We start from the raw sequence: 21357 nt of genomic DNA on the forward strand, positions 1-21357 counted from the left end.
GGCGACGTTCAGGAAAACTCCTTCGTTTGCCCACCTTCGGTGCGCGCTTGGTGGCTACAGTGACCCCATGGCCGGGTTGTCCGGCCGACGCTTTTTACAGGAGCCAGATCATGATTGCTGTCACAACTCGCCGCCTGGCCACCATTGGAGCCGGGCTCCTGCTCTCCTGCGCCGCGCTCGCGCAGACAGCGGCCCCGGACGCTGCACCGCTGTCACCCATGCCGCGTGGTCCGGGCATGATGGGGCGCGGTGCGGGGCAGATGGGGCCGATCGGGCCGCACGGAATGGGCCCCCATCACGGAGGCGCGAACTTTCTGCGTGGCCTGAATCTGACCGAAGCGCAGCGCGACAAGATTTTCGCGATTGAATACGCACAGATGCCCGAGGCACGCGAACAGCGCAAGGCCATCGACCACGCCCGCCGCGATCTGCGCGCGATGGTGGTGTCGGGCCAGTATGACGAGGCGCGCGCGCATGCTCTGACAGACGCCCTTGGCCGCGCCGTTGCCCGCGAGGCGCAATTGCGCGCTCAGGCAGGCGCGAAGATCATGCAGGTGCTCACGCCGGAACAGCGCAGGCAGGTGGGCGAGCGCGAAGCCGCGCACGTGGCAGAACTCGACCGCGTAGACGGCGCGCCGGACCTCGTGCCGATGTAAGACTGCTCTCGTCGCTACCGGTAGACCACCACCGGAATGCTTGCGTACGTCAGGACCTTGCGCGTCTCGTTGCCGATCAGCAAGCGGCCCATCAGGCTGCGGTGCCCGTGCGATGCCATGAAGATGACGTCGCACGCGTGCCGCTTGGCCGCATCAAGGATGCCGAGGTAGGGCTCCGGAAACTGCGTCACATCGCTGTCGAACTGGATGCCTTCTTCCTGCGCGCGCTGTGCGATGCGCTCGATGCAATCCTTGGCATGCCCTTGCACCTGTTCCATGTAGTGCGCGTGCGGACACTCCCCCACGCCCCCCGAATAGGCCATGCTGGGAAATTCTTCGATGCAGTTGTAGGCGGTCAGGCGACACCCCGTGGCGCGTGCGAGCTTGAGGGCGCCCTCAATGGACTTGCGGCATTGCTCGGAGCCGTCGGTGGGCAGCAGGATATGGGTGAACATGGCGCTCTCCATGGGGAACCCACCTCCAAGTTACTGCGCAGGACTGCGTGCTTCCATCGTGGAAAACGCTAGGGCCCATGCGGCTTTTCAGCCGAATGCTGACGTACGATCGTTCGTTTTTTCTGACGCGGGCAGCGGGCAGATCAGCTGGCCTGCCAGGCCTGCCGGTAGCGTGACGGCGACGCGCCCAGTTGCATGGCGAAGCGCCGCGCGAAGTGGCTCCCGCTGGCAAAGCCGCAGCGCTCAGCCACCGTTGCCAGTGGCAGCGCGGTCGTGCGAAGGAGGTCTTGCGCGCGTGCGACGCGGCGCTGCATGACCCACTCGTAAGGCGCTACCCCGAACGACGCGCGAAACATGCGCGCGAAATGAAACTCGGACAGGTTCGCTTCTGCTGCCAGCTGCCCCAGGGCGAGCGGCAGATGCAGCTCGGCCTCGATCTGCGCGGCAATGCGTCTGCACACATGCGGTGCGAGCCCGCCTCGTACCGGCAGCGCGCGGGTGCGGCCCTGGGTCTGCACGAGGTATGACAACGTGTCATTGGCCAGCGCGTTGGCGCGCATGCGGTCGTCCAGGTCGGTCCAGTCGAGCTGGGCAATGCGCATACACGCCTGCGCAAGATGGGGATCTTCGATGAATGTGCGGTCGTGCAGGGTGAAGAGGCGCGGCTCGGCGTCCAGCAGGCGCACGGCGTGTCCGGCCAGCGCGTCGGGCGCGAAATACAGGTGCACGAAGCGCATCGGCTGTTCGATCACCCACGCGGATTGGTGCTCCGCCGGCAGCATGCACACGCGGCCGGGCGCGCCGAACAGGTGTGGCAGGTCTTGCCGGTGCGTGGTGTAGCCGCCCTGCAGGTAGACCGACAGCGTGTGGTGCCCCGGCTGGGCGTAGCGTGCCTCGTCGTGCTCGTTGCGCCAGACGGCGGCGGTGACGCCATCGCCCAGGTTGGCAACGCGCTCCAGGCTCGCGCGCGAGCCGCGGGCCAGCGTACCGAAGACGCTGGCGTCTGCGGTGACGCGGGGATCAGGCGATGAAGAATGGGGAGCGGGGCGCACGGGACCATGTTACCAACGATGGCGCCGCGGAGGGTGGCTGCGCAGGACGGCTATCCGGTGCAAAGCTGACGTGCGACCGCGCCTGCCAGGCCCACGCCGTCCACGCGGTGCCAGGCGGCATCGTTGGCCAACTGCTTTTCGGCGACGGTCATGGCACCCAGGTAGAGCTTGGCGCGCGACACCGAAAACTGGTGGCTGCGGCAGTCGACGGTGTAGAGGAAATCGGCCATGTCGCCCCGGAAGGCGCCGAACATGCGCTGCAGGGAACGCATGCCTTCGCGGTTGGAGGCCTCCACGCGAACCCAAGCGCTCACCGGGCCGCTGGGCATGCGCTGGATGCTGCTGGCGTCGAGCGAGGCGATGCTGTCCGGTTGATCGGGCAGTGCGATCCAGCGCTCGGCGCCGGTGGCCGTCGTGGCGAGACAGATGAACAACGCGGCGATCGTCAGGCGGGACATTGCCGTCATCGCGTCTTGCCCGTGCTATTGCCGTTGCCCGGCACGGGAATGGCAATCGAGTCGGAGTGGCTGCAGGCCATCGTCACGCCCGCTTTATCGACGTCGACCAGCACTGCGCCGGGCTTGTCCCGGTTGCTGGGCGTACCGGCCAGGCTGCCCGACAGGCGCTGCATGATGCTTTCGCAGGTGGGGGTCTTCGCTGCCTTGGGCGACGGGGCGACTGCCGGTCCAGCGGGCACTGCGACGGCGCGAGTGCCGGCCGATGTGGTGGGTGGCGTGGCTGCGCGGGCTTGCTGCAGGGCTTCGAGCGCGGCAAGCAGGGCCGCTGCAACGCACCGGCGCGAAGTGCGCCGCAAGACCGGCGCGCACCACAGGCAGGAAAGGAAGGACAGAGACGGCATGACAGTCAATGCATGGGCATTCGGATGCGCCTGAGGATACACGTTGTGCAGGCATGCGCTTCGGCAGTAACGGTACATCGTCCTCGAACTTGACGGAGGAATCTGCCGCATCCAGCACCTCGGGTGATTTTCCCTGCGCATGATTGATTCGTTTGGCCGACATAATCCGCATGCGTGGAACATTCTGGCCAGAACGCCTACCAACCAATATGCCGGGGCGATTTTCAATATTGACGCGATCCTGCAAGACGGGTTGCGCCAGGGCTCGAAGACGCAGGCGGGAACAGCAGAAGAAGGGTCAGTGAAGTGTCATAAAGAGGGTGGGCGGAAAATCAATTGGGATGGAATACCCGGTCTTTTCCGCCCTTTGTTTTTTTGCGCAGGACACTATGATTCAGAACATGGAAGTCGTGCCGAGGCAGTCATGCATCGGGCGCTTCGTGGGTCGGTTCTCCTCTCTGGAACAGATCGACACGGTCCAGAGACTTCGACCCGCGCCTCGTCAACTGAGCGCGGGTTTTTCTTTTTTTCACGGCCGTCATGCACCGACGGCGCAAGCGATACGTCAGCGAGTGGCGTCTAGTGCTCTTCAGTTTTTCGCCAGCGCGCCGTTGTGGAAGGGGTCGAAGCGTGTAGTCTGCGCATTCTGATGCCGTCGCTGACCAAGCAAGCGTACCCCGATGACCCGTTTCCATCCGGACGATGCCGGAGCTTTTTCTGTTGACGCTGCGTTGCCGCTCGAACCCGAGTCACGGCCTGCGGCGTCTCCGGCTATGGCCGTGGCAAAGCCGGCAGGTACGGATTTCAGCGCGCTGGCAAGGCTGTCGTCCGATGCCATATTGCTGACGGTGGAGGGGCGGGTCGTGTGCGCCAACCCGGCGGCGGCACGCTTGATGAATGCCCAAGATCCCGCGCAACTGGTCGGTGCGCAGTTCGCAGGCCTGATCCACCCGGACGACGTCCCGCAGGCCCTGCCGCGCGTGGCGCGGATGGTGAGCGGCGCCCAGCCCGCCGAACCCGTCGAGCATCGCGTGGTGCGGGCTGACTACACGCACGTGCTGGTTGAAACGGTTGCCGCAGCCTGCGAGCATGACGGCCAGCCGGCCGTGATGCTGGTCTTGCACGCAGCCGGCTCCCGGCACGCGCTGGAACGCCACGCCGTGCAGGCGCGCGCGGAGGCGTTGCACGCACGCCGTCTGCTTGCCTCGGAGAACGCCGTGCTTGCGCAACTTGCTTCCAACGCGACGCTCTCGACCGTGCTGCGCCACCTGTGCCTCTACGTCGAGCAGGTCTATCCGAATGCCATGTCGGCAGTGCTGCTGCTGGATGCGGACAGCCAGACGCTGCGCGTCGCCGCAGCGCCGACATTGCCCGCTTCCTATGCCGCCACGCTGGAGGGCACCCCCATCGGCCCGGATGCCGGTGCGTGCGGCTGCGCCGTCTACCTCGGCGACACGGTGGTGATCGACAACATCGCCACCGACCCGCGCTGGCACCACGAGCGCACGGCGGCGCTGGCCGCCGGTTTTGCTGCTGCGTGGGCATTCCCGATCCGCTCGTCGCGCGGTGACAAGCTCGGGGTGCTGGCGCTCTTCTATCGCCAGCCCTGCGTGCCGGGCGAAGAGGAGCAGCATTTCCTGGACGATGTCACCCACCTGGCGGGCGTCGCCATCCAGAAGGACACCATCGAGCGGGGCCTGGCCGAGAGCGAGGAGCGTTATCGACTCGCGATTTCGCACCTGCACGAGGGGGTATTGATCCAGTCTCCGGATGGCGTGGTGCAGGCGGCCAATGCCAGTGCGGAGCGCATCCTGCGCCTGCGTCCGGGCCAGTTGGTCGGACGCAACCGCCTTGATGCCATCCAGCGCGTGGTGGATGAGGACGGCAAGGAAGTGACGTTGAACATGATGCCGTCCGGCGTTGTGTTGCGCACGGGCGAGCCCATCTTCGGCCGCGTCTACGGACTGCTGCTCAAGACCGGCGAACTCGTCTGGATACGACAGAACATCATCCCGATCCGCCGTCACGGCGAGCCGGTGCCGAGCAGCGTCATGCTGTCGTTTGCCGACATCACCGACATCAAGCGCGCCGAGCAGCGCCTGCGCCATCTGGCAGCGCATGATCCGCTGACGGGGCTGACCAACCGCAGCTTCTTCATTGCGCATCTGGACAGCGCGATCGAGCGCGCCCGCGACGAGAGCCGCGAGCTGGCGCTGTTCTTCCTCGATCTGGACCGCTTCAAGAGCGTCAACGACACTGCGGGCCATTCCTGCGGCGATACGCTGCTGCAGAGTGCCGCCGCGCGCCTGACCGACTGCATCGGGCCCGGCGACGTGATTGCGCGCCTGGGCGGCGACGAGTTCGTCATCCTGATCGAGCAGCGCGTCGAGGGCAAGCGCATCGCCCTGCTGGCCGAACATCTGCTGCAGTCCATGCGTGAGCCGTTCGACACGGTCAACGGGCGCTATTACCTGGGGGTATCGGTGGGTGTGGCGCTGTATCCGCACGACGGCATCTCGGGGTCCGACCTGCTGCGTTCGGCCGATGCCGCCATGTACCGTGCCAAGCAGAACGGCCGCAACCGCGCGCAGTTCTACACGGCAGAGCTCAACGCCCGCCTGCAACGCCGCTACCTGCTGGAGAACGCGCTGCGCGACGCACGCGACAACAACGAACTGCAACTCGTCTACCAGCCCAAATACGACCTCGCCAGCCACCGCATCGTCGGCGCCGAGGCGCTGCTGCGCTGGAACAGCGCCAAGCTGGGCGCCATCTCGCCGGTGGAGTTCATCCCGGTGGCGGAAGAGACCGGCCTGATCGTGCCGATCGGCGAATGGGTGCTGCGGCGCGCCTGTGAGCAGGCCGTGGTGTGGTACGAAGCGCTCGGCTATGACTTCCGCATGGCGGTCAATCTGTCTGCGCGCCAGTTCCAGGCTGGCGACGTGGTGCCGATGATCGAGCAGACGCTGGCCGACACCGGCTTGCCGCCGACGGCGCTCGAAGTGGAAATCACGGAAAGCCTGCTGATGGGCGGAGCGGACGAAGTTCGCCCGATGTTCGACGCGCTCACGGCGCAGGGCATCCGCATCTCCATCGATGACTTCGGCACGGGATACTCGTCGCTGTCGTACCTGCAGCGCTTCCCGATCAGCAACGTCAAGATCGATCGCTCGTTCATCACCGGCATCCCGGGCGACCCCGATTCTGTGGCGCTGACCGAGGCCATCGTCGCCATGGCTCGGGCCTTGGGCATGACGGTGACCGCCGAAGGCGTGGAGGACGCCGACCAGGTGGAATTCCTCGCCAAGGCGGGGTGCCAGGAAATCCAGGGCTACTACATCGGCAAGCCGGTCACGGCGGAGGGCTTCGATCGCCTGTTGCGCGCGCACTTGTCGGTCGTGGATGCTGGCGTGCGTGCCGCGCTGGGCTGATCGCGCCGTTCACACCGACGTTTCTGCCATTCGTCGCATTGCGCTCCCGCGTGCGGAGGCCGGCACCTAAGCTGCCGGCATTCCAACCGGGAGATCGCCATGCTCGATTCCTTCGCCTCCATCGTGTCGCATACGCCCGCCTGGGTGTTCGTGGTGTTTGCCGGACTCATTGCGCTCGGCTTGCGACAGACGCGGCCGCGCATCGTGTCACGCCGACGCCTGATCGTGCTGCCGTTGCTGATTGCCGCCTATTCGTTTTACGGCGTCGCCTTGGCGAGCCACGGTAGCGCGCTGGCGCTGGCTGTCTGGCTCGCGGCGGTGTGCGCAGCGTTTCTGCTGACCCGCGTTTCGCCCCCGCGCGGCGCCGAGTCACAGGCGGCTGACACCGTGCGCATTCCCGGTAGCTGGGTTCCGATGGTGGCGATCGTGGGGCTGTTCGGTGCCCGATACGCTTACAACGTCATGCTCGCGATCCATCCGGACATCATGCAGTCGGGCGGCTTCATGGTGCTGTTCAGCGCGCTGTTCGGCTTCCTCGGCGGGTTGCTGATCTCGCGCTCGGTGCTGCTGTCTGTGCGTACGCCGCGCCTGGCGGCGGCTTGAGGCGGTCGCCACGCCGATCCGAACGTTGATTCGGCGTTAACATCCGCATGTTGCAATTTCCCTCTCATTCGAGACGACATGCTGGAACTCGACGGCACCATCTGGCTGCGCGCCGGTGACAATAACTGGGGTGGTCGCGGCCGTATCGCGTTGCTGGCCGCCATTGGGCAGACCGGCTCCATCACCGCAGGGGCCAAGGCGGTTGGTCTTTCGTACAAGGCCGCGTGGGATGCGATCGACACCATGAACAACCTCGCGGGCGAACCGCTCGTCGTGCGCACCGCAGGTGGCAAGGGCGGTGGCGGAAGCGTCCTCACGCCCCGCGCGCAACGGTTGATCGATGGCTTTCGCGTGCTGGAGGCGGAGCACCGTCGCTTTGTCGAGCGCCTGGACGCCGCAGCCGAGGCCGCCAGCGAAGATGCCAACCTGCTGCGTCGCCTGATGTTGCGCACCAGCGCGCGTAACGCGCTGTTCGGCACCGTGGAGGCGGTGGTGTCGGGAGCGGTCAACGACGTGGTGACGCTGCGTCTGCCCGGCGGCCAGGCTGTGGCCGCCACCATCACGCAGGAGAGCACGCACGCGCTGGGATTGACGCCGGGCGTGCAGGCGGTCGCCCTCATCAAGGCGCCGGCCGTGATGCTGCTGCGTGGCGCGGGCGAATGGCGGCTTTCCGCCGAGAACCAGTTGCCCTGTGTGGTGACCGAGATTCGGGAGGGCGCCGTGCAATCCGAGGTGCGCTTGCGCCTGCTGGAAGCCAATGCCTCCTCCGCTGCGGACACCGTGCTGGTGGCGATGCTCTCGCGCTTGGCAGTCGAGACACTGGCGCTCGCCGAGGGTGTGGAAGCCGTGGCCGTATTCGAGGCGTCGAACGTCATCCTGGGCTTGGTGTAGGCCTCATGGCGACGCACAGGACCCTGCTGATCGTCTATCACTCGATGACGGGCGGCACACGCCAGATGGCCGAGGCTGCGCATGCCGGTGCGGCGACGGAAAGCGGCGTCACCGCTCGATTGCTCCACGCAGCGGAAGCCGGCCCGGCCGATGTGCTCGCGGCGCACGGCTATCTGTTCGCTACCCCCGAAAACCTGGCTGCCATCAGCGGACAGCTCAAGGATTTCTTCGACCGCTGTTACTACCCGGCGCTCGATCGCATCAATGGCCGGCCATATGCGAGCCTGGTCTGCGCCGGCAGTGATGGGCAGAATGCCGCGCGGCAGATCGAGCGGATCGCCACGGGGTGGCGGCTCAAGCCGGTGGCCGAGACGATCATCGTCTGCACGCACGCGCAGACACCGGAGGCGATCCTGGCGCCGAAGCAGATCGGCGCCGACGATCTGGAGCGCTGCGAGGCGATGGGCGCGGCCATGGCAGCAGGGCTGGCGCTCGGCGTGTTCTAGGCCTGGCCGGTAGCCACCATCGTCAGGTGGGGGTATGGCGAAACCGGCGCGGCGCCGGGCGTCCGCACGGCGTCGGCGACGACGCGGCCCTCGCGCAGCTCGAAGACGTGGTCGCCAAACATGTCGGCGTCGGCCGGGTCATGCGTGATCATCAGCATGGGCACGTCGAGCCGCACCTGCAGTGCCGACAGCTCGGAACGCATGCGCGTGCGCAGCGCAGGGTCCAGCGCGGCAAACGGCTCGTCGAGCAGCAGCATCGACGGTTCGGCGATCAGCGCGCGGGCTAGCGCCACACGCTGGCGCTGGCCGCCGGAGATCTGCGAGGGATAATTGGCGGCCACGGCGCCGAGCTCGAAGGTATCGATCCACTGCTGCACGCGCGGGTCTTGCGTGCGGCGCGGCGGATTGAGCCATCCGCGCCCGAGCGCGAAGGCAATGTTCTGCGCGACCGTCAGGTGCTGGAACAGGGCGTAATCCTGGAAGAGATAGCCGACCCGGCGTTCCTGGGCACTGAGGTTGATCCCTTCCGCATGATTGAAGAGCGTACGGCCGTTGAGCGCGATCCGGCCCCGGTCGGGTGTCATCAAGCCCGCAATGGCACGCAGCGTGAGGCTCTTGCCGGCCCCGGACGGGCCATACAGCACCACCCGCCGGCTCTCCGAGCGCACGGTAACGTCGAGCGAGAACACGCGCGCCGCGCTGGTCAGCGTCTTCTGTACTACGAGGTCGATCATCGTGGTGCTCATGCCAACTGCTCCTGCAGGCTGGGCGTGCGCTTTTGCAGCATCCGGCCGGCGACCACCAGCACGACGATGCAGGTGAGCGAGGTGATCAGCACCAGCGTGTTGGCCGTGGCGTCGTCGCCGGCTTGTACCGCTTCGTAGATGGCAACGGACAACGTCTGCGTGCGGCCGGGCAGGTTGCCGGCGATCATCAGGGTTGCCCCGAATTCGCCGAGCGCGCGAGCGAACGCCAGCAGCACCCCGGCAGCGATGCCGCGCGCCGCCAGCGGCAGCGTCACGCGAAAGAACACCGCCCCCTCAGGCAACCCGAGCACGCGCGCGGCTTGCTCCAACTGGTGATCCACCCCCTCAAACGCTGCACGCGCCGACTTCATCACGAGCGGAAATGCGACCACCGTGGAGGCAATCACGGCTCCCTGCCACGTAAAGACGAGCTGGATGCCCAGGCTGTCCAGCCATCCCCCAATCGTGCCGCGCCGGCCCAGCAACACCAGCAGGTAATAGCCAAGCACCGTCGGCGGCAGCACGAGCGGCAGCGTGAGTAGCGAGTCGATCACGTCGCGCAGGCCGCTGCGCATGCGGGCCAGTGCGTAGGCCGCAGCCACACCCAGGATGAGGTTGAGGGCGGTTGCCCAACCCGCGACCTTGAGGGAAAGCAGCAGGGGCGTCCAGATGGAATCGGTCATGCGAGTGGGTTGCGAAAGGGCCATCCGCCAGCAGGACAACCCATTGGGCTCCGCTGATTGCGTGGGCGAGCTATGCGCAATATAGGGTTGGTGATAACGGGTGGTCAATCCCGATAGGGTGATTCCCGGCATGTGGCGAGGGGCATGGGGTTACTGCCGTGCGCTTGATCGGCTCTCCGTCGCCGACTTGCGTGCTGAAGGCCCGGCAAGAAGACTTGCCGCCGTCAGAAGATCGATCGGCCGGTCAGTGTCGTCAGCCATTCCAGCGCCTGGAGCCCGGCCAGCGAGTTCCCGCTGACATCCAGCCCCGGAGACCACACGCACACGCCAAATTCGCCCGGCAGCACGGCGACGATGCCGCCGCCCACGCCGCTCTTGGCGGGCAGCCCCACGCGATAGACGAAGTCGCCCGCCGCGTCGTAGGTGCCGCAGGTCAGCATCAGTGCAGACAGGCGCTTGGCAGGGCTGGCACCGACGATGTGCTCACCGCTCCACGGCACAACGCCGCCGTTGGCGAGAAACAGCACGGCGCGCGCGAGGTCGGTGCAGTCCATCTCGATGGCGCACTGGCGGCAGTACGCATCGATGACGGTTTCCACCGGCATGTGCAGGTTGCCGAAGCTCTTCATGAAGTGGGCCATCGCGCGGTTGCGGTCGGCATGGGCCAGTTCGGATTCGGCCACGCGCCGCACGTAGTCGATGCGTGGGTTGTCGACCAGCCGTCGCATGAACTGCACCAGCGCGGTTTCGGCCTGCACGAAGCGGCGGCACAGCACGTCGGTCACGACCAGCGCACCGGCATTGATGAACGGGTTGCGCGGGATGCCGTTCTCGTATTCGAGCTGCACCAGCGAGTTGAAAGCATTGCCGGAGGGTTCGCGGCCGACACGTTGCCAGAGCGTTTCGCCCTCAAGCTGGAAGGCCAGCGTGCAGGCAAACAGTTTGGAGATGCTCTGGATCGAGAACGGCACATCCGCCTTGCCCACCGTGTAGACATCGCCGCGCAGCGTGACGAGGGCCATACCGAAATCCGACGCATTGGCGCCGGCCAGCTCGGGGATGTAATCGGCAACCCGCCCCTGGCCGAGGACCGGCTGGATGTCGCGGTGGATGGTGTCCAGGATCGCTTGGTAGTCCGCTTGGTAGTCCATGGAGGCCAGCAGGAGCAAAACGGTGGGGCGACGGATTCTACACGCGCGGGTTCAGCCCCCGCCTTGGTCATGCCCTTTTCCTGTCGACTGCAATGCGAAACGTTGGTTGGACCGCGGTTCGTCACGCTTTCGCAATCAGCCGCACGAACAACCTTGTGGATGAGCTTGCTTGACGACGTCAGTGGAGACAGCCCAGGCAGACAGCGTGCCGGAACACCCGGCGCTGACGCCGGTACCCGCCCGCACGGGCGCTCGAATCGATTTGATTCCTGTGCTTCCCCCAAAGTGCACAGCAAGCGGCGCTTGCAAGGCGCCGCGTTCTTTTGGCGGTGCCACCCATCAGCCAAAAAAAACGCGGCCGAAGCCGCGCAGATCTCGCTTTCCAGAGAGCGAGAGAGGAGAAATCCTTACTGTTGCGCCACCGTGGCCGGCTTGCCCTGTACCACCGGCGGCAGGTCACCCCAGCCGCCGCCCAATGCCTTGATGAGCCCCACCGTGGAGTTCACGCGGCTGCCGGCCAGTTGCACGCCGATGCGTTCTGCGGACAGCATGTTGCGCTCGGCATCGATCACGTCCAGGTAGTTGACCGAGCCCGCGTTGTAGCGCGTGCGGGACAGCTGCGCGGCGCGCGTGGAGGCGCGCACGGCGTCGTCCTGGGCCTTGGCCTGATCGGCCAGCAGGCGCAGCTCCGAGAGGTTGTCTTCCACCTCGCGGAAGGCGACGAGCACGCTCTCGCGGTAGTTGGCAACGTTCTCTTCATACGCGGCACGCGCCTGCTTCACGCCGGCGCTGCGGGCGCCACCGTCGAAGATGGGCAGCGACAGCGCAGTGCCGACCAGCGGCCCGAGAATCCACGTGCGGCTGCCCCATTTGAGCAGGTCGCCGATGTCGTGCGACTCGTAGCCGAAGCCGCCCGTGAGTTGCAGTTGCGGGAAGAACGCCGCACGCGCCACGCCGATGCGCGCGTTGGCCGCAGCCATCGAGCGCTCGGCGGCGGCCACGTCGGGGCGGCGTTCCAGCAGGGCGGACGGGAGCCCCGCCGGTACGCGCACTTCGGCCGATTGCAACGGGTCTGCGCCCATCGTGAAATCAGCCGGTGCCTTGCCCAGGAGCGTTGCGAGCGCATGTTCCAGCACCGCGCGACGGCGTTGCACGCCGATGCGGTCGGAGCGTGCCGTGGCCAGTTCGGCATCGGCGCGGGCGACGTCCAGTTCGCCAATGTCGCCCGTGTTGAAGCGGCGCTGCACCAGCTTGAGCGCCTCTTCGCGGCCGACCAGCGTGCGGGACAGCAACGCCTCTTCCGCATCCAGCGTGCGCAGGCTGAAGTACGTCTGCGCCACGTCGGCCTGCAATGAGAGGCGGGCCGCGCGGTACAGCGCTTCGACGCGCTCGGCATCGGCACCGGCGGCATCGATGTTGTTGCGCACGCGGCCGAACAGGTCGACCTCATACGCCACCGTGGACTGCGCGCGCCAGTACGTCTGCGGCTGCACGGGCGCGCCGACCGGCAAGCCGGCCGATGCCGCCGAAGCCCGCTGGCGCGTCGGGCCGAAGCCCGCATCCAGTTCCGGGAACAGCGATGCACGGTTGGCCTGCACGAAGGCGCGCGCTTGCGTGACGCGTGCGGCGGCGGCGGCCAGCGTGGGGCTGGCTTCAGCGGCCTGCGCTTCGAGCTTGTCGAGCGTCGGGTCGTTGAAGATCTTCCACCACGCGCCGTCGGCGGGCAGGGCGGGCTCGGCGGTCTTCCACTTGCCTTGCTCGTTTGCGGCCAGCGGTGCATCGGTCGCTTGTGCCGATGGTGCCGCTTCCTTGAAGGCGTTGGGCGTGCCAACGTCCGGCTTCTCATAGGTCGGGGCGAGCGAGCAGGCCGCGAGGAACAGCGCGGCGGCCAGCGCCAGCGGTGTCCAGCGGCCCGACTGCACGGCCGGACCTGTTTGTTGTTGTGTCGACGCGTTCATAGCGATGTCTTGATGAGTGTTGACCTTAGTGCTGGGTCGACGGCACAGGCAGCGCGCCGTCCAGGTCCAGATCACGATCGGGTGCGTCTTCCGAACGCTGGCCACGGCGTGCGGCCAGCGTGCGCAGCAGCACGTAGAACACCGGCGTGAGGAACAGGCCGAACAGCGTCACACCCAGCATCCCCGCGAACACCGCCACGCCCATGGCATGGCGCATTTCCGCGCCGGCGCCGGTCGACACCACCAGGGGCACCACGCCCATGATGAAAGCGATCGACGTCATCAGGATCGGGCGCAGACGCAGGCGGCAGGCCTCGATGGCGGCTTCCACGATGGTGCGTCCTTGCAGCTCAAGCTCCCGCGCAAACTCCACGATCAGGATGGCGTTCTTACACGCCAGCCCCACCAGCACCACCAGACCGATCTGCGTGAAGATGTTGTTGTCTCCATGCGAGACCCATACGCCCAGCATGGCGGCAAACAGGCTCATCGGCACGATCAGGATCACGGCCAGCGGCAGCGTCAGGCTTTCGTACTGCGCAGCCAACACCAGGAACACGAGCAGCACGCAGATCGGGAAGATCCACACGGCCGAGTTGCCGGCCAGGATCTGCTGATACGTCAGATCTGTCCACTCGAAGCGCACGCCCTTGGGCAGCGTTTCATGCGCGATGCGTTCCACGGCCGCCTGTGCCTGGCCCGACGAGAAGCCCGGGGCCGGGCCGCCGTTGATGTCGGCCGCGGTGTAGCCGTTGTAGCGCACCACCATGTCCGGCCCGAAGCCTTGCGAGACCCGCAGCAGCGATGACAGCGGAACCATCTCGCCAGCGGCGTTGCGCGTCTTCAACTGCAGGATGTCTTCTGCATGGGCGCGGAACGGCGCGTCTGCCTGCACCTTGACCTGATACGTGCGGCCGAAGCGGTTGAAGTCGTTCACGTACAGCGAGCCCAGGTATACCTGCATGGTGTCGAACACATCCGTGACCGGCACGCCCAGCTGCTTGGCCTTCACGCGGTCCAGGTCGGCATTCAACTGCGGCACGTTGATCTGGTAGCTCGAGAACGACGGGCCCAGCTCAGGCGTCTTGCGTGCCTTGGCCATGAAGGCCTGCGTGGCGGCAAAGAGTTGCTCGTAGCCGACCGAGCCGCGGTCTTCCAGTTGCAGCTTGAAGCCACCCACCGTGCCGAGGCCCTGCACCGGCGGCGGTGGGAACACGGCAATGAAGGCGTCCTTGATGGCGCCGTATTGCTTGTTCAACTGGCCTGCAATCGCACCGCCCGACAGGTCGGCACTCTTGCGCTGGTCAAACGGCTTGAGCGTGACGAACACGATGCCGGCGCTCGGGCTGTTGGTGAAGCCGTTGATCGACAGGCCCGGGAATGCCACGGCGCTTTCCACGCCGGGGTGCTTGAGGGCGATGTCGGACATGCGGCGGATCACGTCTTCCGTGCGGTCAAGCGAGGCACCGTCCGGCAACTGCGCGAAGCTCACGAGGTACTGCTTGTCCTGCATCGGCACGAAGCCGCCCGGCACCTTGTTGAACAACAGCGCGGTCGCGCCGATCAGCGCCAGGTAGATGCCCAGCATGACGGCCTTGCGACCGATCACGCGCGAGGTGCTGCGGCCGTACGATTCGGATGCGGCACCAAACACGCGGTTGAACGGACGGAAGATCCAGCCCAGGCCCTTGTCCATCGTGCGGGCCAGCCAATCCTTCGGCGCGTCGTGGCTCTTGAGCAGCAGGGCGGCCAGCGCCGGCGACAGCGTGAGCGAGTTGAAGGCCGAGATGACGGTCGAGATGGAGATCGTCAGCGCGAACTGCTTGTAGAACTGACCGGTCAGGCCCGTCATGAAGGCCAGCGGCACGAACACGGCAATCAACGTCAGGGCAATGGCGATGATCGGGCCGCTCACCTCGCGCATGGCCTTGTACGTGGCCTCGCGTGGCGATAACCCTTCGGCGATGTTCCGCTCGACGTTTTCCACCACCACGATGGCATCGTCCACCACGATCCCGATCGCCAGCACCAGCCCGAACAGCGACAGCGCATTGATCGAGAAGCCGAACATCAGCATCAGCCCAAACGTACCGATGATCGACACCGGCACCGCCAGCAGCGGAATGATCGACGCACGCCACGTCTGCAGGAACAGGATCACCACCAGCACCACAAGCGCCACCGCTTCCAGCAGCGTATGCGTGACGGCTTCGATACTGGAGCGGACGAACTGCGTCGGGTCATAGACGATGCGGTAGTCGACGCCTTCGGGAAAGTCTTCCTTCAGCTCGGCCATCGTCTTGCGCACGTCGTCCGAAATCTGCAGCGCGTTGGAACCCGGTGCCTGGAAGATCGGAATCGCCACCGCCTGCTTGTTGTCCAGCAGCGAGCGCAGGCCGTATTCCGATGCAGCCAGCTCGATGCGGGCCACGTCACGCAAGTACGTGACGGCGCCATCGGGCGAACTCTTCAGGATGATGTCGCCGAATTCCTGCTCGGTCTTCAAGCGGCCCTGTGCGTTGACGGACAGTTGCAGGTCCGTGCCCGGCACCGACGGCGAGCCGCCGATCACGCCGGCTGCCACCTGCACGTTCTGGTCGCGGATGGCCTTGACCACTTCGTTGGCCGTCAGGCCGCGTTCGGCGACCTTGTTCGGGTCGAGCCACACGCGCATCGAGTAGTCACCCGAGCCAAACAGCTGCACCTGGCCCACGCCGCTGATCCGTGCAAGGCGGTCCTTGACGTTCAGCACGGCGTAGTTGCGCAGGTACGTCATGTCGTAGCGGTCGTTGGGCGAGAGCAAGTGCACCACCATCGTCAGGTCGGGGCTGCTCTTGACGGTGGTCACGCCCAGGCGTTGCACCACGTCGGGCAGACGCGGCAGCGCCTGCGACACGCGGTTCTGCACGAGCTGCTGTGCCTTGTCCGGGTCGGTGCCCAGCTTGAAGGTGACCGTCGTGGTCAGGTTGCCGTCGCTGTTGGCCTGCGACTGCATGTAGAGCATGTTCTCGACGCCGTTGATCTGTTCTTCGAGCGGCGAGGCGACGGTCTCGGCAATCACCTTCGGGTTGGCGCCCGGGAACTGCGCGCGCACCACCACCGAAGGCGGCACGACCTCGGGGTACTCCGAGATCGGCAATCGCCAGATTGAGATGATCCCGACCAGCAGGATCAGCGTGGATAACACGCCCGCAAAGATCGGGCGGTCCACGAAAAATTTAGAGAAGTTCATGGCTGTGAGCGATGAGGTTCAGTCGCAAATCAAGCGCGGTCGGCCGGCAGGCGTTGCGCGGTAGCGGCGGTCTTGGCGTTGGCGGGCTTGGCCTCGGCCTTGGCAGCAGGCGCAGCGGGTGCGTCGGCTTTGGCTTCGGTCGGTGCTGCGGGCGCTTCGGGTTGTGCACCCGGCAGCACCACGCGCTTGGTGACCAGGCTATCCATGGTGACCGTGTTGGGCGCCACGGCGTCGCCGGGGCGCACGCGCTGGATGCCGTTCACGACGATGCGCTCGCCGGCCTTCAGGCCCGACTTCACAACGCGCAGGCCGTCGATGGAGGCGCCCAGCACCACCGGGCGATAGCTCGTCTTGTTGGCCGCATCCACCACCAGGACGAACTTCTTGTCCTGGTCCGTACCGATGGCCTTGTCGGTGATGAGGATGGCGTCGTGCGGCGCGCCGGTGCTCATGCGCACGCGGGCGTAGAGGCCCGGCGTGAGGCGGCCGTCGGCGTTGTCCAGCGTGGCGCGCACGCGGATGGTGCCCGAGCGCACATCCAGCCGGTTGTCGACGGACTGGATCACGCCTTCGCGCGTGTAGCCGTCTTCATTGGCCAGCCCGATGTAGACCGGCGTCTTCGCGCCCTGCGCCGCCTTGGCGGAGTAGCGCAGGTAGCTTTGTTCATCCGCATCGAACGCCACGTACATCGGCGAGACCGACACCAGCGTCGTCAGCACCGGCGCAGCACCACCGGCGGAGACGACGTTGCCGACAGTGATTTCTGCGCGCGACACGCGGCCCGCGACTGGCGCCACGATGTGCGTGTACTCCAGGTTCAGTTTGGCGGCATCCAGCGCGGCGGCGGCGCCTTGCAGGTTGGCTTGCGCCTCGCGTGCGGCGTTCTCCTTCTCTTCGAACTCGCGGCGCGCGATGGCGTTGTCGGCCACCAGCTTCTGTGCACGGTCCAGCTCCGACGAGGTGTAGGCCACACGGGATTTGGCGGCCGTCAGCGCGGCTTGCGTGCGGGCCACTTCGGCCGCGTAGGGGCGCGGGTCGATGGTGAACAGCGCGTCGCCCTTCTTGACGATGCTGCCGTCCTTGAAGTGGACGGCGGTGATGGTGCCGCTCACCAGGGGGCGGACTTCAACGCGTTGAACGGCCTCGATGCGGCCGGAAAACTCATCCCACTCGGCCACGTTGCGTGCCACGACAGGCGCCACGTCAACGGGGGGGGCGGCGGGCGCGGCCGCCGGCTGCTGCGACGCGCCGGCGCTGGAAACAAGACCGTAGGTGCCCACGGCCGCAGCGCCGAGCACGGCGGCGACCGAAATGGCAATGGTGCGTTTGGACAGGCTCATGATGTCTCTCGATTTCGGTGGGGTAAGCAAAGCGCAATGCTCAAAAAAACGCGGGGGAAAACGTTTGAGCCGCAGCGTAGGAACACGCCTGCGGCCACGCACTCCGTTTCTTGTTATGTCGGTTCAGCCAGGCGTCTCCCCGGTGGGCCGAGGGGGCGTGCCATCGTCGCGGTCGGCGCACGCGCGGCGCTTGCGCGGTGCGGGCTGCCGCGTCATGCCGAGGTGCCAGCGCAGGAAGCACGTGATCTCGTCCCGTGCCACGGCGCTCATGGCGATGGATTCGTGGCAGGCCTCGTTCACGCGCACGACCTGCGTGACGACGCCCGCCTCGATGAGGGCCGCGGCATAGCGCTCCGCTTCGGCGCGCAGCAGGTCTTGCGGCGCCGTGAGCAGCAGTGCGGGCGGCAAGCCCTGCAGGCGGCGCGACTCCACGGGCGCGGCGTACGGGTGCACGCGCTCGGTCGGCCGGGGCAGGTACTGGCGGTAGCACTCTGCGCAGACCTCGGCCGAGTTGTCGGCGTTGGCCAGGCGGTCGGGGCGCACGCGGGCCATGGTCGGGTCGAGCATCGGCGCAATCAGCACCTGCGCGCGCAGGGCGGGACCGCCGCGGTCACGCGCGATCATCGCCAGCGCGGCCGACAGGTTGCCTCCGGCGTCGTGCCCGGCCACCCCAATGCGGCGACGGTCGATGCCCCATGCTGCCGCATGGTCGGCCATGCAGCACAGGGCGGCGTACACGTCCTCCGGCGCGGCGGGAAAGGGCGCGGCGGGCGCCAACGAATAGCCGACCGTCACGACCACCGCTGGCAGTGTGGCGGCAAGGTGGCGCGCCGGTGCATCGGCGTCGTCGATCGACCCGCGCACGAAGCCGCCGCCGTGCAGGTACAGCACCGCGGCATGGCGCAATGGGGCAGTCGCATCGTCCGCGTGCGTTTCCGGGCGGAACACACGCAGGCGAATCCGGCTGGCATAGCCCTGGGTCCAGTAATCGTCGACGTGCACTTGTCGCGTCAGCGCGGTGGTTCCCGCAGTTTCCTGACAGAAAGACGCTTGCTCTGGCAGTTCGGATGGTGCAGTGCGCAAATTGTTATTCACTGCAACATTTATGGCGTCACTGCGGGCTTGCGTTCGCGATGGACGAACAGCGGCGGTCGCCCCATGGCCATTGGCGGAGCGTTCCGAAACAACCAGACGCGGCGGAGAAGAACCCATGATGTCAGGCAGGGCTTATCTTTGCGGATAACCCGAATATCGATGGGCTGAATGATGGTGATTAGACGAACGCAGATAAATGCCTATAATCGGACATCACTATTAGTGACAGCCGAACAATCAAAATCGGCGGTTGTGCTAAAAAGTGTTATCGCTCGAGGGCGATCTTGTTGCGCTGCGAAAACCGTCATCGCTGCCTTCCGATCGCGCCAGCCGGGCGCACCCCTTCAGATTCCACCGCCGTTGCGCATTGCCGTTTGGACTCCGGCAGTGCGCCTCGTCCGTGGCGTCCGACCTTCAGGAGCCGCAGATGGATCGCTTGCAGGCCATGCAGGTTTTCACGCGTGTCGTGGAAGCCAGCAGTTTCACCAAGGCTGCCGACAGCCTTCAGTTACCCCGCGCCACGGTGACGAACCTGGTGCAAAGCCTTGAGGCGCATCTCGGCGTGCGCCTGCTGCACCGGACCACGCGCCGTGTGAACGTCACCGCCGACGGCGCTGCGTATTACGAGCGCTGCGTGCGTCTGCTCGGCGATCTGGAAGAGACGGAGGCCGCGTTCTCGCAAAGCGCATCGGGGGCACGCGGCACCTTGCGCATCGACGTGCCTGCGTCGATTGGCAAACGGTTGCTTGTGCCGCGCATTCGCGATTTTCACGAGGCGTACCCCGATCTTCAGCTGGAGATCGGCATGAGCGATCGCACGGTCGACCTCGTGCAGGAGGGTGTGGATTGCGCCGTGCGCGGCGGCGAGTTGCAGGACTCCAGCCTGGTTGCGCGCCGCATCGGCCAGTTGTCGATGGTCAATTGCGCGTCGCCGGAATACCTTGCGCGCTTCGGCACGCCCAAGACGCTGGAAGACCTGCAGGACCACACGGCGGTGAATTACTTCTCTGCGCGCAACGGCCGCCGCATGGATTGGGATTTCGTGATCGACGGGCAGAAGCAGATCCACAAGGTGCGCAGCATGGTGGCCGTCAACGATGCCGAATCAGCGGTGGCATGCGGCCTGCATGGCCTGGGGCTGCTGCAGACCTCGCGCTTCCTGGTGTACGAGCACCTGCTGTCGGGCGCGCTGGTGGAAGTGCTGCCGGACCACGTGTCCGAGCCGGTGCCTGTGTCGGTGGTCTACCCGCACAACCGTCATCTGTCGCCCAAGGTGCGGGTGTTCGTCGACTGGGTGGCCACGCTGTTCGCCGACCACCCGTGCCTGCAGCTCAAGGAGAACCCACGGCTGCAGATTGTTAGCGCGGCCTGAACAGTTATTTCTGTAAAGCGGCATTTATCAGAGAGAGGCAACGATCTATTCTGCCGTCCAAGCGCGACAACGAGCGCAAACGAACAAGGAATCGATCATGAACACCCGTCTCTCCTCCGTCCTCTCCCGCCGCATGGTTCTGGCCCTGGTGGCCTCGGCAGCGGCATCCGCTGCGCTTCTTTCGCAGCCCGCTGCCGCTTCCGTGCAGCCCAATTTCGATGCCCCGGCTGCCACGCAGGCGGGTCGCTTCGATCCGTACACGCAAGGCGCCGCCGCCAAGTTCGATCCCTACACGCAGGGCACCGACCGCCAGGCAGATACCTATGGCTATCTGTCGTGGAATGGCGATACGCGGTATCCGCAAGCCCGCTCGGCCTCGCGAGCCTAAGCAGCGCCTGATTTTCTCCTCCCTGGTTTGCGGCGTGACGGTTCAGGTCACGCCGTTTTTATGTGGGGTTCAGGTTGGCCATGGCGTGCCGGACTGGCGCGCGCGCCACGCTCTGCTTGCGGGTCCATTCGCGGTGTGGGTCGCCTGGGAGTATCGTTGCAGGCATGCAGACCGTCGTATTCACCTTCGAGACCAGCCTGGTTCCGCTTCTGCCGCCGGCCTTGCGCGGTCGCCCCATTGCACGTGCGTGGGCAGAGGGCGCCACACTCAAGCACGCCATCGAGGCCCTTGGCGTACCCCACACGGAGGTGGGCCAGGTGCTCGTCGACGGCGGCGCCGAGGCGCTGGAAGCCGCGCTCCCGCCGCGTGGCCATGTGGTCGTGTCGGCTGCCGAGCCGGCCTTGCCCGACACCCCGCTGCACTTCCTGTGCGATGCGCATCTGGGTGCCACGGCGCGCCTGCTGCGCATGGCAGGCTTCGATACCACCTACGACAACAACTACGCGGATGCCGCCATCGAGGCCCTGGCCGTCGCAGAGGATTGGATCGTCCTCTCGCGGGATCGCGAGTTGCTCAAGCGCCGCGGTATCCGTCGCGGTGCGTTCGTTCGTGCGCAGGAGCCGCAGGCGCAGATGCGCGAGATCGTGACGCGCTTTCGGCTTGCTGGGGCGGCGCGGCCGTTCTCTCGCTGCCTGGAATGCAATGCACCCCTGCGTGTGCTGACGCGCGAAGAGGCGTCGGCCAGCGTGCCGCCCCGCGTGCGCGAACGCCAGCACCTGTTCAGTACCTGCGATCTTTGCCGGCGCGTCTATTGGCCCGGCTCGCATTGGACGCGCATGAGCGCGATCTTGGCCAACATGCTCGCGCCGGACACCGATGCAGACGCCGGCGTCGCCGCGCGTATCGTGCGCAGTGGCAGCGCGGGCGCTTGAGTGCTGC

The 21357-nt window shown here is 66.2% G+C and carries 19 protein-coding genes; 8 read left to right on the top strand and 11 right to left on the bottom strand.

Annotation, left to right across the window (positions count from 1 at the left end):
• Positions 1 to 110: 110 nt before the first annotated feature.
• A complete protein-coding gene (locus R2N03_RS11210) occupies positions 111 to 656 on the top strand; it encodes a Spy/CpxP family protein refolding chaperone (protein ID WP_316657656.1) in 546 nt (181 codons plus the stop codon).
• Between the two features lie 14 nt (positions 657 to 670).
• Here the strand turns inward: R2N03_RS11210 and R2N03_RS11215 are convergent, their stop codons facing one another.
• The 4 genes from R2N03_RS11215 to R2N03_RS11230 all read right to left on the bottom strand — a co-directional run bounded on the left by R2N03_RS11215 (position 671) and on the right by R2N03_RS11230 (position 3022).
• Entirely contained in the window at positions 671 to 1111 is a 441-nt protein-coding gene (locus tag R2N03_RS11215; protein ID WP_316657657.1) for a universal stress protein, read from the bottom strand.
• 143 nt (positions 1112 to 1254) lie between these two features.
• Positions 1255 to 2163, bottom strand: a complete 909-nt coding sequence (locus tag R2N03_RS11220) for a helix-turn-helix domain-containing protein (RefSeq protein ID WP_316657658.1) — start codon at positions 2161 to 2163, stop codon at positions 1255 to 1257.
• A gap of 50 nt (positions 2164 to 2213) precedes the next feature.
• The gene (locus R2N03_RS11225; RefSeq protein WP_428984390.1) at positions 2214 to 2630 is read right to left on the bottom strand and encodes a hypothetical protein; all 417 of its coding nucleotides are present in this window, start codon (positions 2628 to 2630) and stop codon (positions 2214 to 2216) included.
• Positions 2627 to 3022: a glycoprotein gene (locus R2N03_RS11230; protein WP_316657661.1), complete on the bottom strand. Its 396-nt coding sequence runs from the start codon at positions 3020 to 3022 to the stop codon at positions 2627 to 2629. Before R2N03_RS11230 ends, R2N03_RS11225 begins: the two co-directional genes overlap by 4 nt.
• A gap of 680 nt (positions 3023 to 3702) precedes the next feature.
• Between R2N03_RS11230 and R2N03_RS11235 the strand changes: the two genes are divergently transcribed.
• From R2N03_RS11235 to R2N03_RS11250, 4 genes are all read left to right on the top strand, one after another.
• A complete protein-coding gene (locus tag R2N03_RS11235) occupies positions 3703 to 6453 on the top strand; it encodes a sensor domain-containing protein (RefSeq protein ID WP_316657663.1) in 2751 nt (916 codons plus the stop codon).
• Between the two features lie 99 nt (positions 6454 to 6552).
• Positions 6553 to 7056 carry a DUF6622 family protein gene (locus R2N03_RS11240; protein WP_316657664.1) on the top strand — a complete coding sequence of 168 codons (504 nt, stop codon included), beginning with the start codon at positions 6553 to 6555 and terminating at the stop codon, positions 7054 to 7056.
• Positions 7057 to 7134: 78 nt separating this feature from the next.
• Entirely contained in the window at positions 7135 to 7947 is an 813-nt protein-coding gene (locus tag R2N03_RS11245) for a TOBE domain-containing protein (RefSeq protein ID WP_316657665.1), read from the top strand.
• A 5-nt stretch (positions 7948 to 7952) separates the two neighbouring features.
• The gene (locus R2N03_RS11250) at positions 7953 to 8453 is read left to right on the top strand and encodes a flavodoxin family protein (RefSeq protein WP_316657666.1); all 501 of its coding nucleotides are present in this window, start codon (positions 7953 to 7955) and stop codon (positions 8451 to 8453) included.
• Here R2N03_RS11250 and R2N03_RS11255 read toward each other — a convergent pair.
• The 7 genes from R2N03_RS11255 to R2N03_RS11285 all read right to left on the bottom strand — a co-directional run bounded on the left by R2N03_RS11255 (position 8450) and on the right by R2N03_RS11285 (position 18775).
• Positions 8450 to 9199 carry a sulfate/molybdate ABC transporter ATP-binding protein gene (locus R2N03_RS11255; RefSeq protein ID WP_316657667.1) on the bottom strand — a complete coding sequence of 250 codons (750 nt, stop codon included), beginning with the start codon at positions 9197 to 9199 and terminating at the stop codon, positions 8450 to 8452. The genes R2N03_RS11250 and R2N03_RS11255 overlap by 4 nt on opposite strands.
• Positions 9196 to 9882, bottom strand: coding sequence for a molybdate ABC transporter permease subunit (gene modB / locus R2N03_RS11260; protein WP_316657668.1), 687 nt, complete (start codon positions 9880 to 9882; stop codon positions 9196 to 9198). The genes R2N03_RS11255 and modB overlap by 4 nt, the downstream gene beginning before the upstream one ends.
• 224 nt (positions 9883 to 10106) lie before the next feature.
• Positions 10107 to 11033, bottom strand: coding sequence for a glutaminase (locus R2N03_RS11265; protein ID WP_316657669.1), 927 nt, complete (start codon positions 11031 to 11033; stop codon positions 10107 to 10109).
• A 407-nt stretch (positions 11034 to 11440) separates the two neighbouring features.
• Positions 11441 to 12991 carry an efflux transporter outer membrane subunit gene (locus R2N03_RS11270; protein ID WP_316657670.1) on the bottom strand — a complete coding sequence of 517 codons (1551 nt, stop codon included), beginning with the start codon at positions 12989 to 12991 and terminating at the stop codon, positions 11441 to 11443.
• 25 nt (positions 12992 to 13016) lie between these two features.
• Positions 13017 to 16223: an efflux RND transporter permease subunit gene (locus R2N03_RS11275; RefSeq protein ID WP_316657671.1), complete on the bottom strand. Its 3207-nt coding sequence runs from the start codon at positions 16221 to 16223 to the stop codon at positions 13017 to 13019.
• 29 nt (positions 16224 to 16252) lie between these two features.
• Positions 16253 to 17563, bottom strand: a complete 1311-nt coding sequence (locus R2N03_RS11280; protein WP_316657672.1) for an efflux RND transporter periplasmic adaptor subunit — start codon at positions 17561 to 17563, stop codon at positions 16253 to 16255.
• Positions 17564 to 17686: 123 nt separating this feature from the next.
• The gene (locus R2N03_RS11285) at positions 17687 to 18775 is read right to left on the bottom strand and encodes an alpha/beta hydrolase (protein ID WP_316657673.1); all 1089 of its coding nucleotides are present in this window, start codon (positions 18773 to 18775) and stop codon (positions 17687 to 17689) included.
• 310 nt (positions 18776 to 19085) lie between these two features.
• On the opposite strand from R2N03_RS11285, the gene R2N03_RS11290 reads away from it, so the two are divergent.
• From R2N03_RS11290 to R2N03_RS11300, 3 genes are all read left to right on the top strand, one after another.
• Positions 19086 to 20030: a LysR family transcriptional regulator gene (locus R2N03_RS11290; protein ID WP_316657674.1), complete on the top strand. Its 945-nt coding sequence runs from the start codon at positions 19086 to 19088 to the stop codon at positions 20028 to 20030.
• A 97-nt stretch (positions 20031 to 20127) separates the two neighbouring features.
• Positions 20128 to 20418, top strand: coding sequence for a hypothetical protein (locus R2N03_RS11295; RefSeq protein ID WP_316657675.1), 291 nt, complete (start codon positions 20128 to 20130; stop codon positions 20416 to 20418).
• 164 nt (positions 20419 to 20582) lie between these two features.
• Entirely contained in the window at positions 20583 to 21350 is a 768-nt protein-coding gene (locus R2N03_RS11300; protein WP_316657676.1) for a Mut7-C RNAse domain-containing protein, read from the top strand.
• Positions 21351 to 21357: the final 7 nt, after the last annotated feature.

Origin of the sequence: Ralstonia condita (assembly GCF_958405655.1) — a bacterium.
Classification (GTDB): Bacteria; Pseudomonadota; Gammaproteobacteria; order Burkholderiales; family Burkholderiaceae; genus Ralstonia; species Ralstonia condita.

Excerpts from the sequence above, each read along its gene's own strand:
- R2N03_RS11210 (WP_316657656.1), top strand. The coding sequence starts at position 111 with ATGATTGCTGTCACAACTCGCCGCCTGGCCACCATTGGAGCCGGGCTC.
- R2N03_RS11215 (WP_316657657.1), bottom strand. The coding sequence starts at position 1,111 with ATGTTCACCCATATCCTGCTGCCCACCGACGGCTCCGAGCAATGCCGC.
- R2N03_RS11225 (WP_428984390.1), bottom strand. The coding sequence starts at position 2,630 with ATGACGGCAATGTCCCGCCTGACGATCGCCGCGTTGTTCATCTGTCTC.
- R2N03_RS11230 (WP_316657661.1), bottom strand. The coding sequence starts at position 3,022 with ATGCCGTCTCTGTCCTTCCTTTCCTGCCTGTGGTGCGCGCCGGTCTTG.
- R2N03_RS11235 (WP_316657663.1), top strand. The coding sequence starts at position 3,703 with ATGACCCGTTTCCATCCGGACGATGCCGGAGCTTTTTCTGTTGACGCT.
- R2N03_RS11240 (WP_316657664.1), top strand. The coding sequence starts at position 6,553 with ATGCTCGATTCCTTCGCCTCCATCGTGTCGCATACGCCCGCCTGGGTG.
- R2N03_RS11245 (WP_316657665.1), top strand. The coding sequence starts at position 7,135 with ATGCTGGAACTCGACGGCACCATCTGGCTGCGCGCCGGTGACAATAAC.
- R2N03_RS11250 (WP_316657666.1), top strand. The coding sequence starts at position 7,953 with ATGGCGACGCACAGGACCCTGCTGATCGTCTATCACTCGATGACGGGC.
- R2N03_RS11255 (WP_316657667.1), bottom strand. The coding sequence starts at position 9,199 with ATGAGCACCACGATGATCGACCTCGTAGTACAGAAGACGCTGACCAGC.
- modB (WP_316657668.1), bottom strand. The coding sequence starts at position 9,882 with ATGACCGATTCCATCTGGACGCCCCTGCTGCTTTCCCTCAAGGTCGCG.
- R2N03_RS11265 (WP_316657669.1), bottom strand. The coding sequence starts at position 11,033 with ATGGACTACCAAGCGGACTACCAAGCGATCCTGGACACCATCCACCGC.
- R2N03_RS11270 (WP_316657670.1), bottom strand. The coding sequence starts at position 12,991 with ATGAACGCGTCGACACAACAACAAACAGGTCCGGCCGTGCAGTCGGGC.
- R2N03_RS11275 (WP_316657671.1), bottom strand. The coding sequence starts at position 16,223 with ATGAACTTCTCTAAATTTTTCGTGGACCGCCCGATCTTTGCGGGCGTG.
- R2N03_RS11280 (WP_316657672.1), bottom strand. The coding sequence starts at position 17,563 with ATGAGCCTGTCCAAACGCACCATTGCCATTTCGGTCGCCGCCGTGCTC.
- R2N03_RS11285 (WP_316657673.1), bottom strand. The coding sequence starts at position 18,775 with ATGGGTTCTTCTCCGCCGCGTCTGGTTGTTTCGGAACGCTCCGCCAAT.
- R2N03_RS11290 (WP_316657674.1), top strand. The coding sequence starts at position 19,086 with ATGGATCGCTTGCAGGCCATGCAGGTTTTCACGCGTGTCGTGGAAGCC.
- R2N03_RS11295 (WP_316657675.1), top strand. The coding sequence starts at position 20,128 with ATGAACACCCGTCTCTCCTCCGTCCTCTCCCGCCGCATGGTTCTGGCC.
- R2N03_RS11300 (WP_316657676.1), top strand. The coding sequence starts at position 20,583 with ATGCAGACCGTCGTATTCACCTTCGAGACCAGCCTGGTTCCGCTTCTG.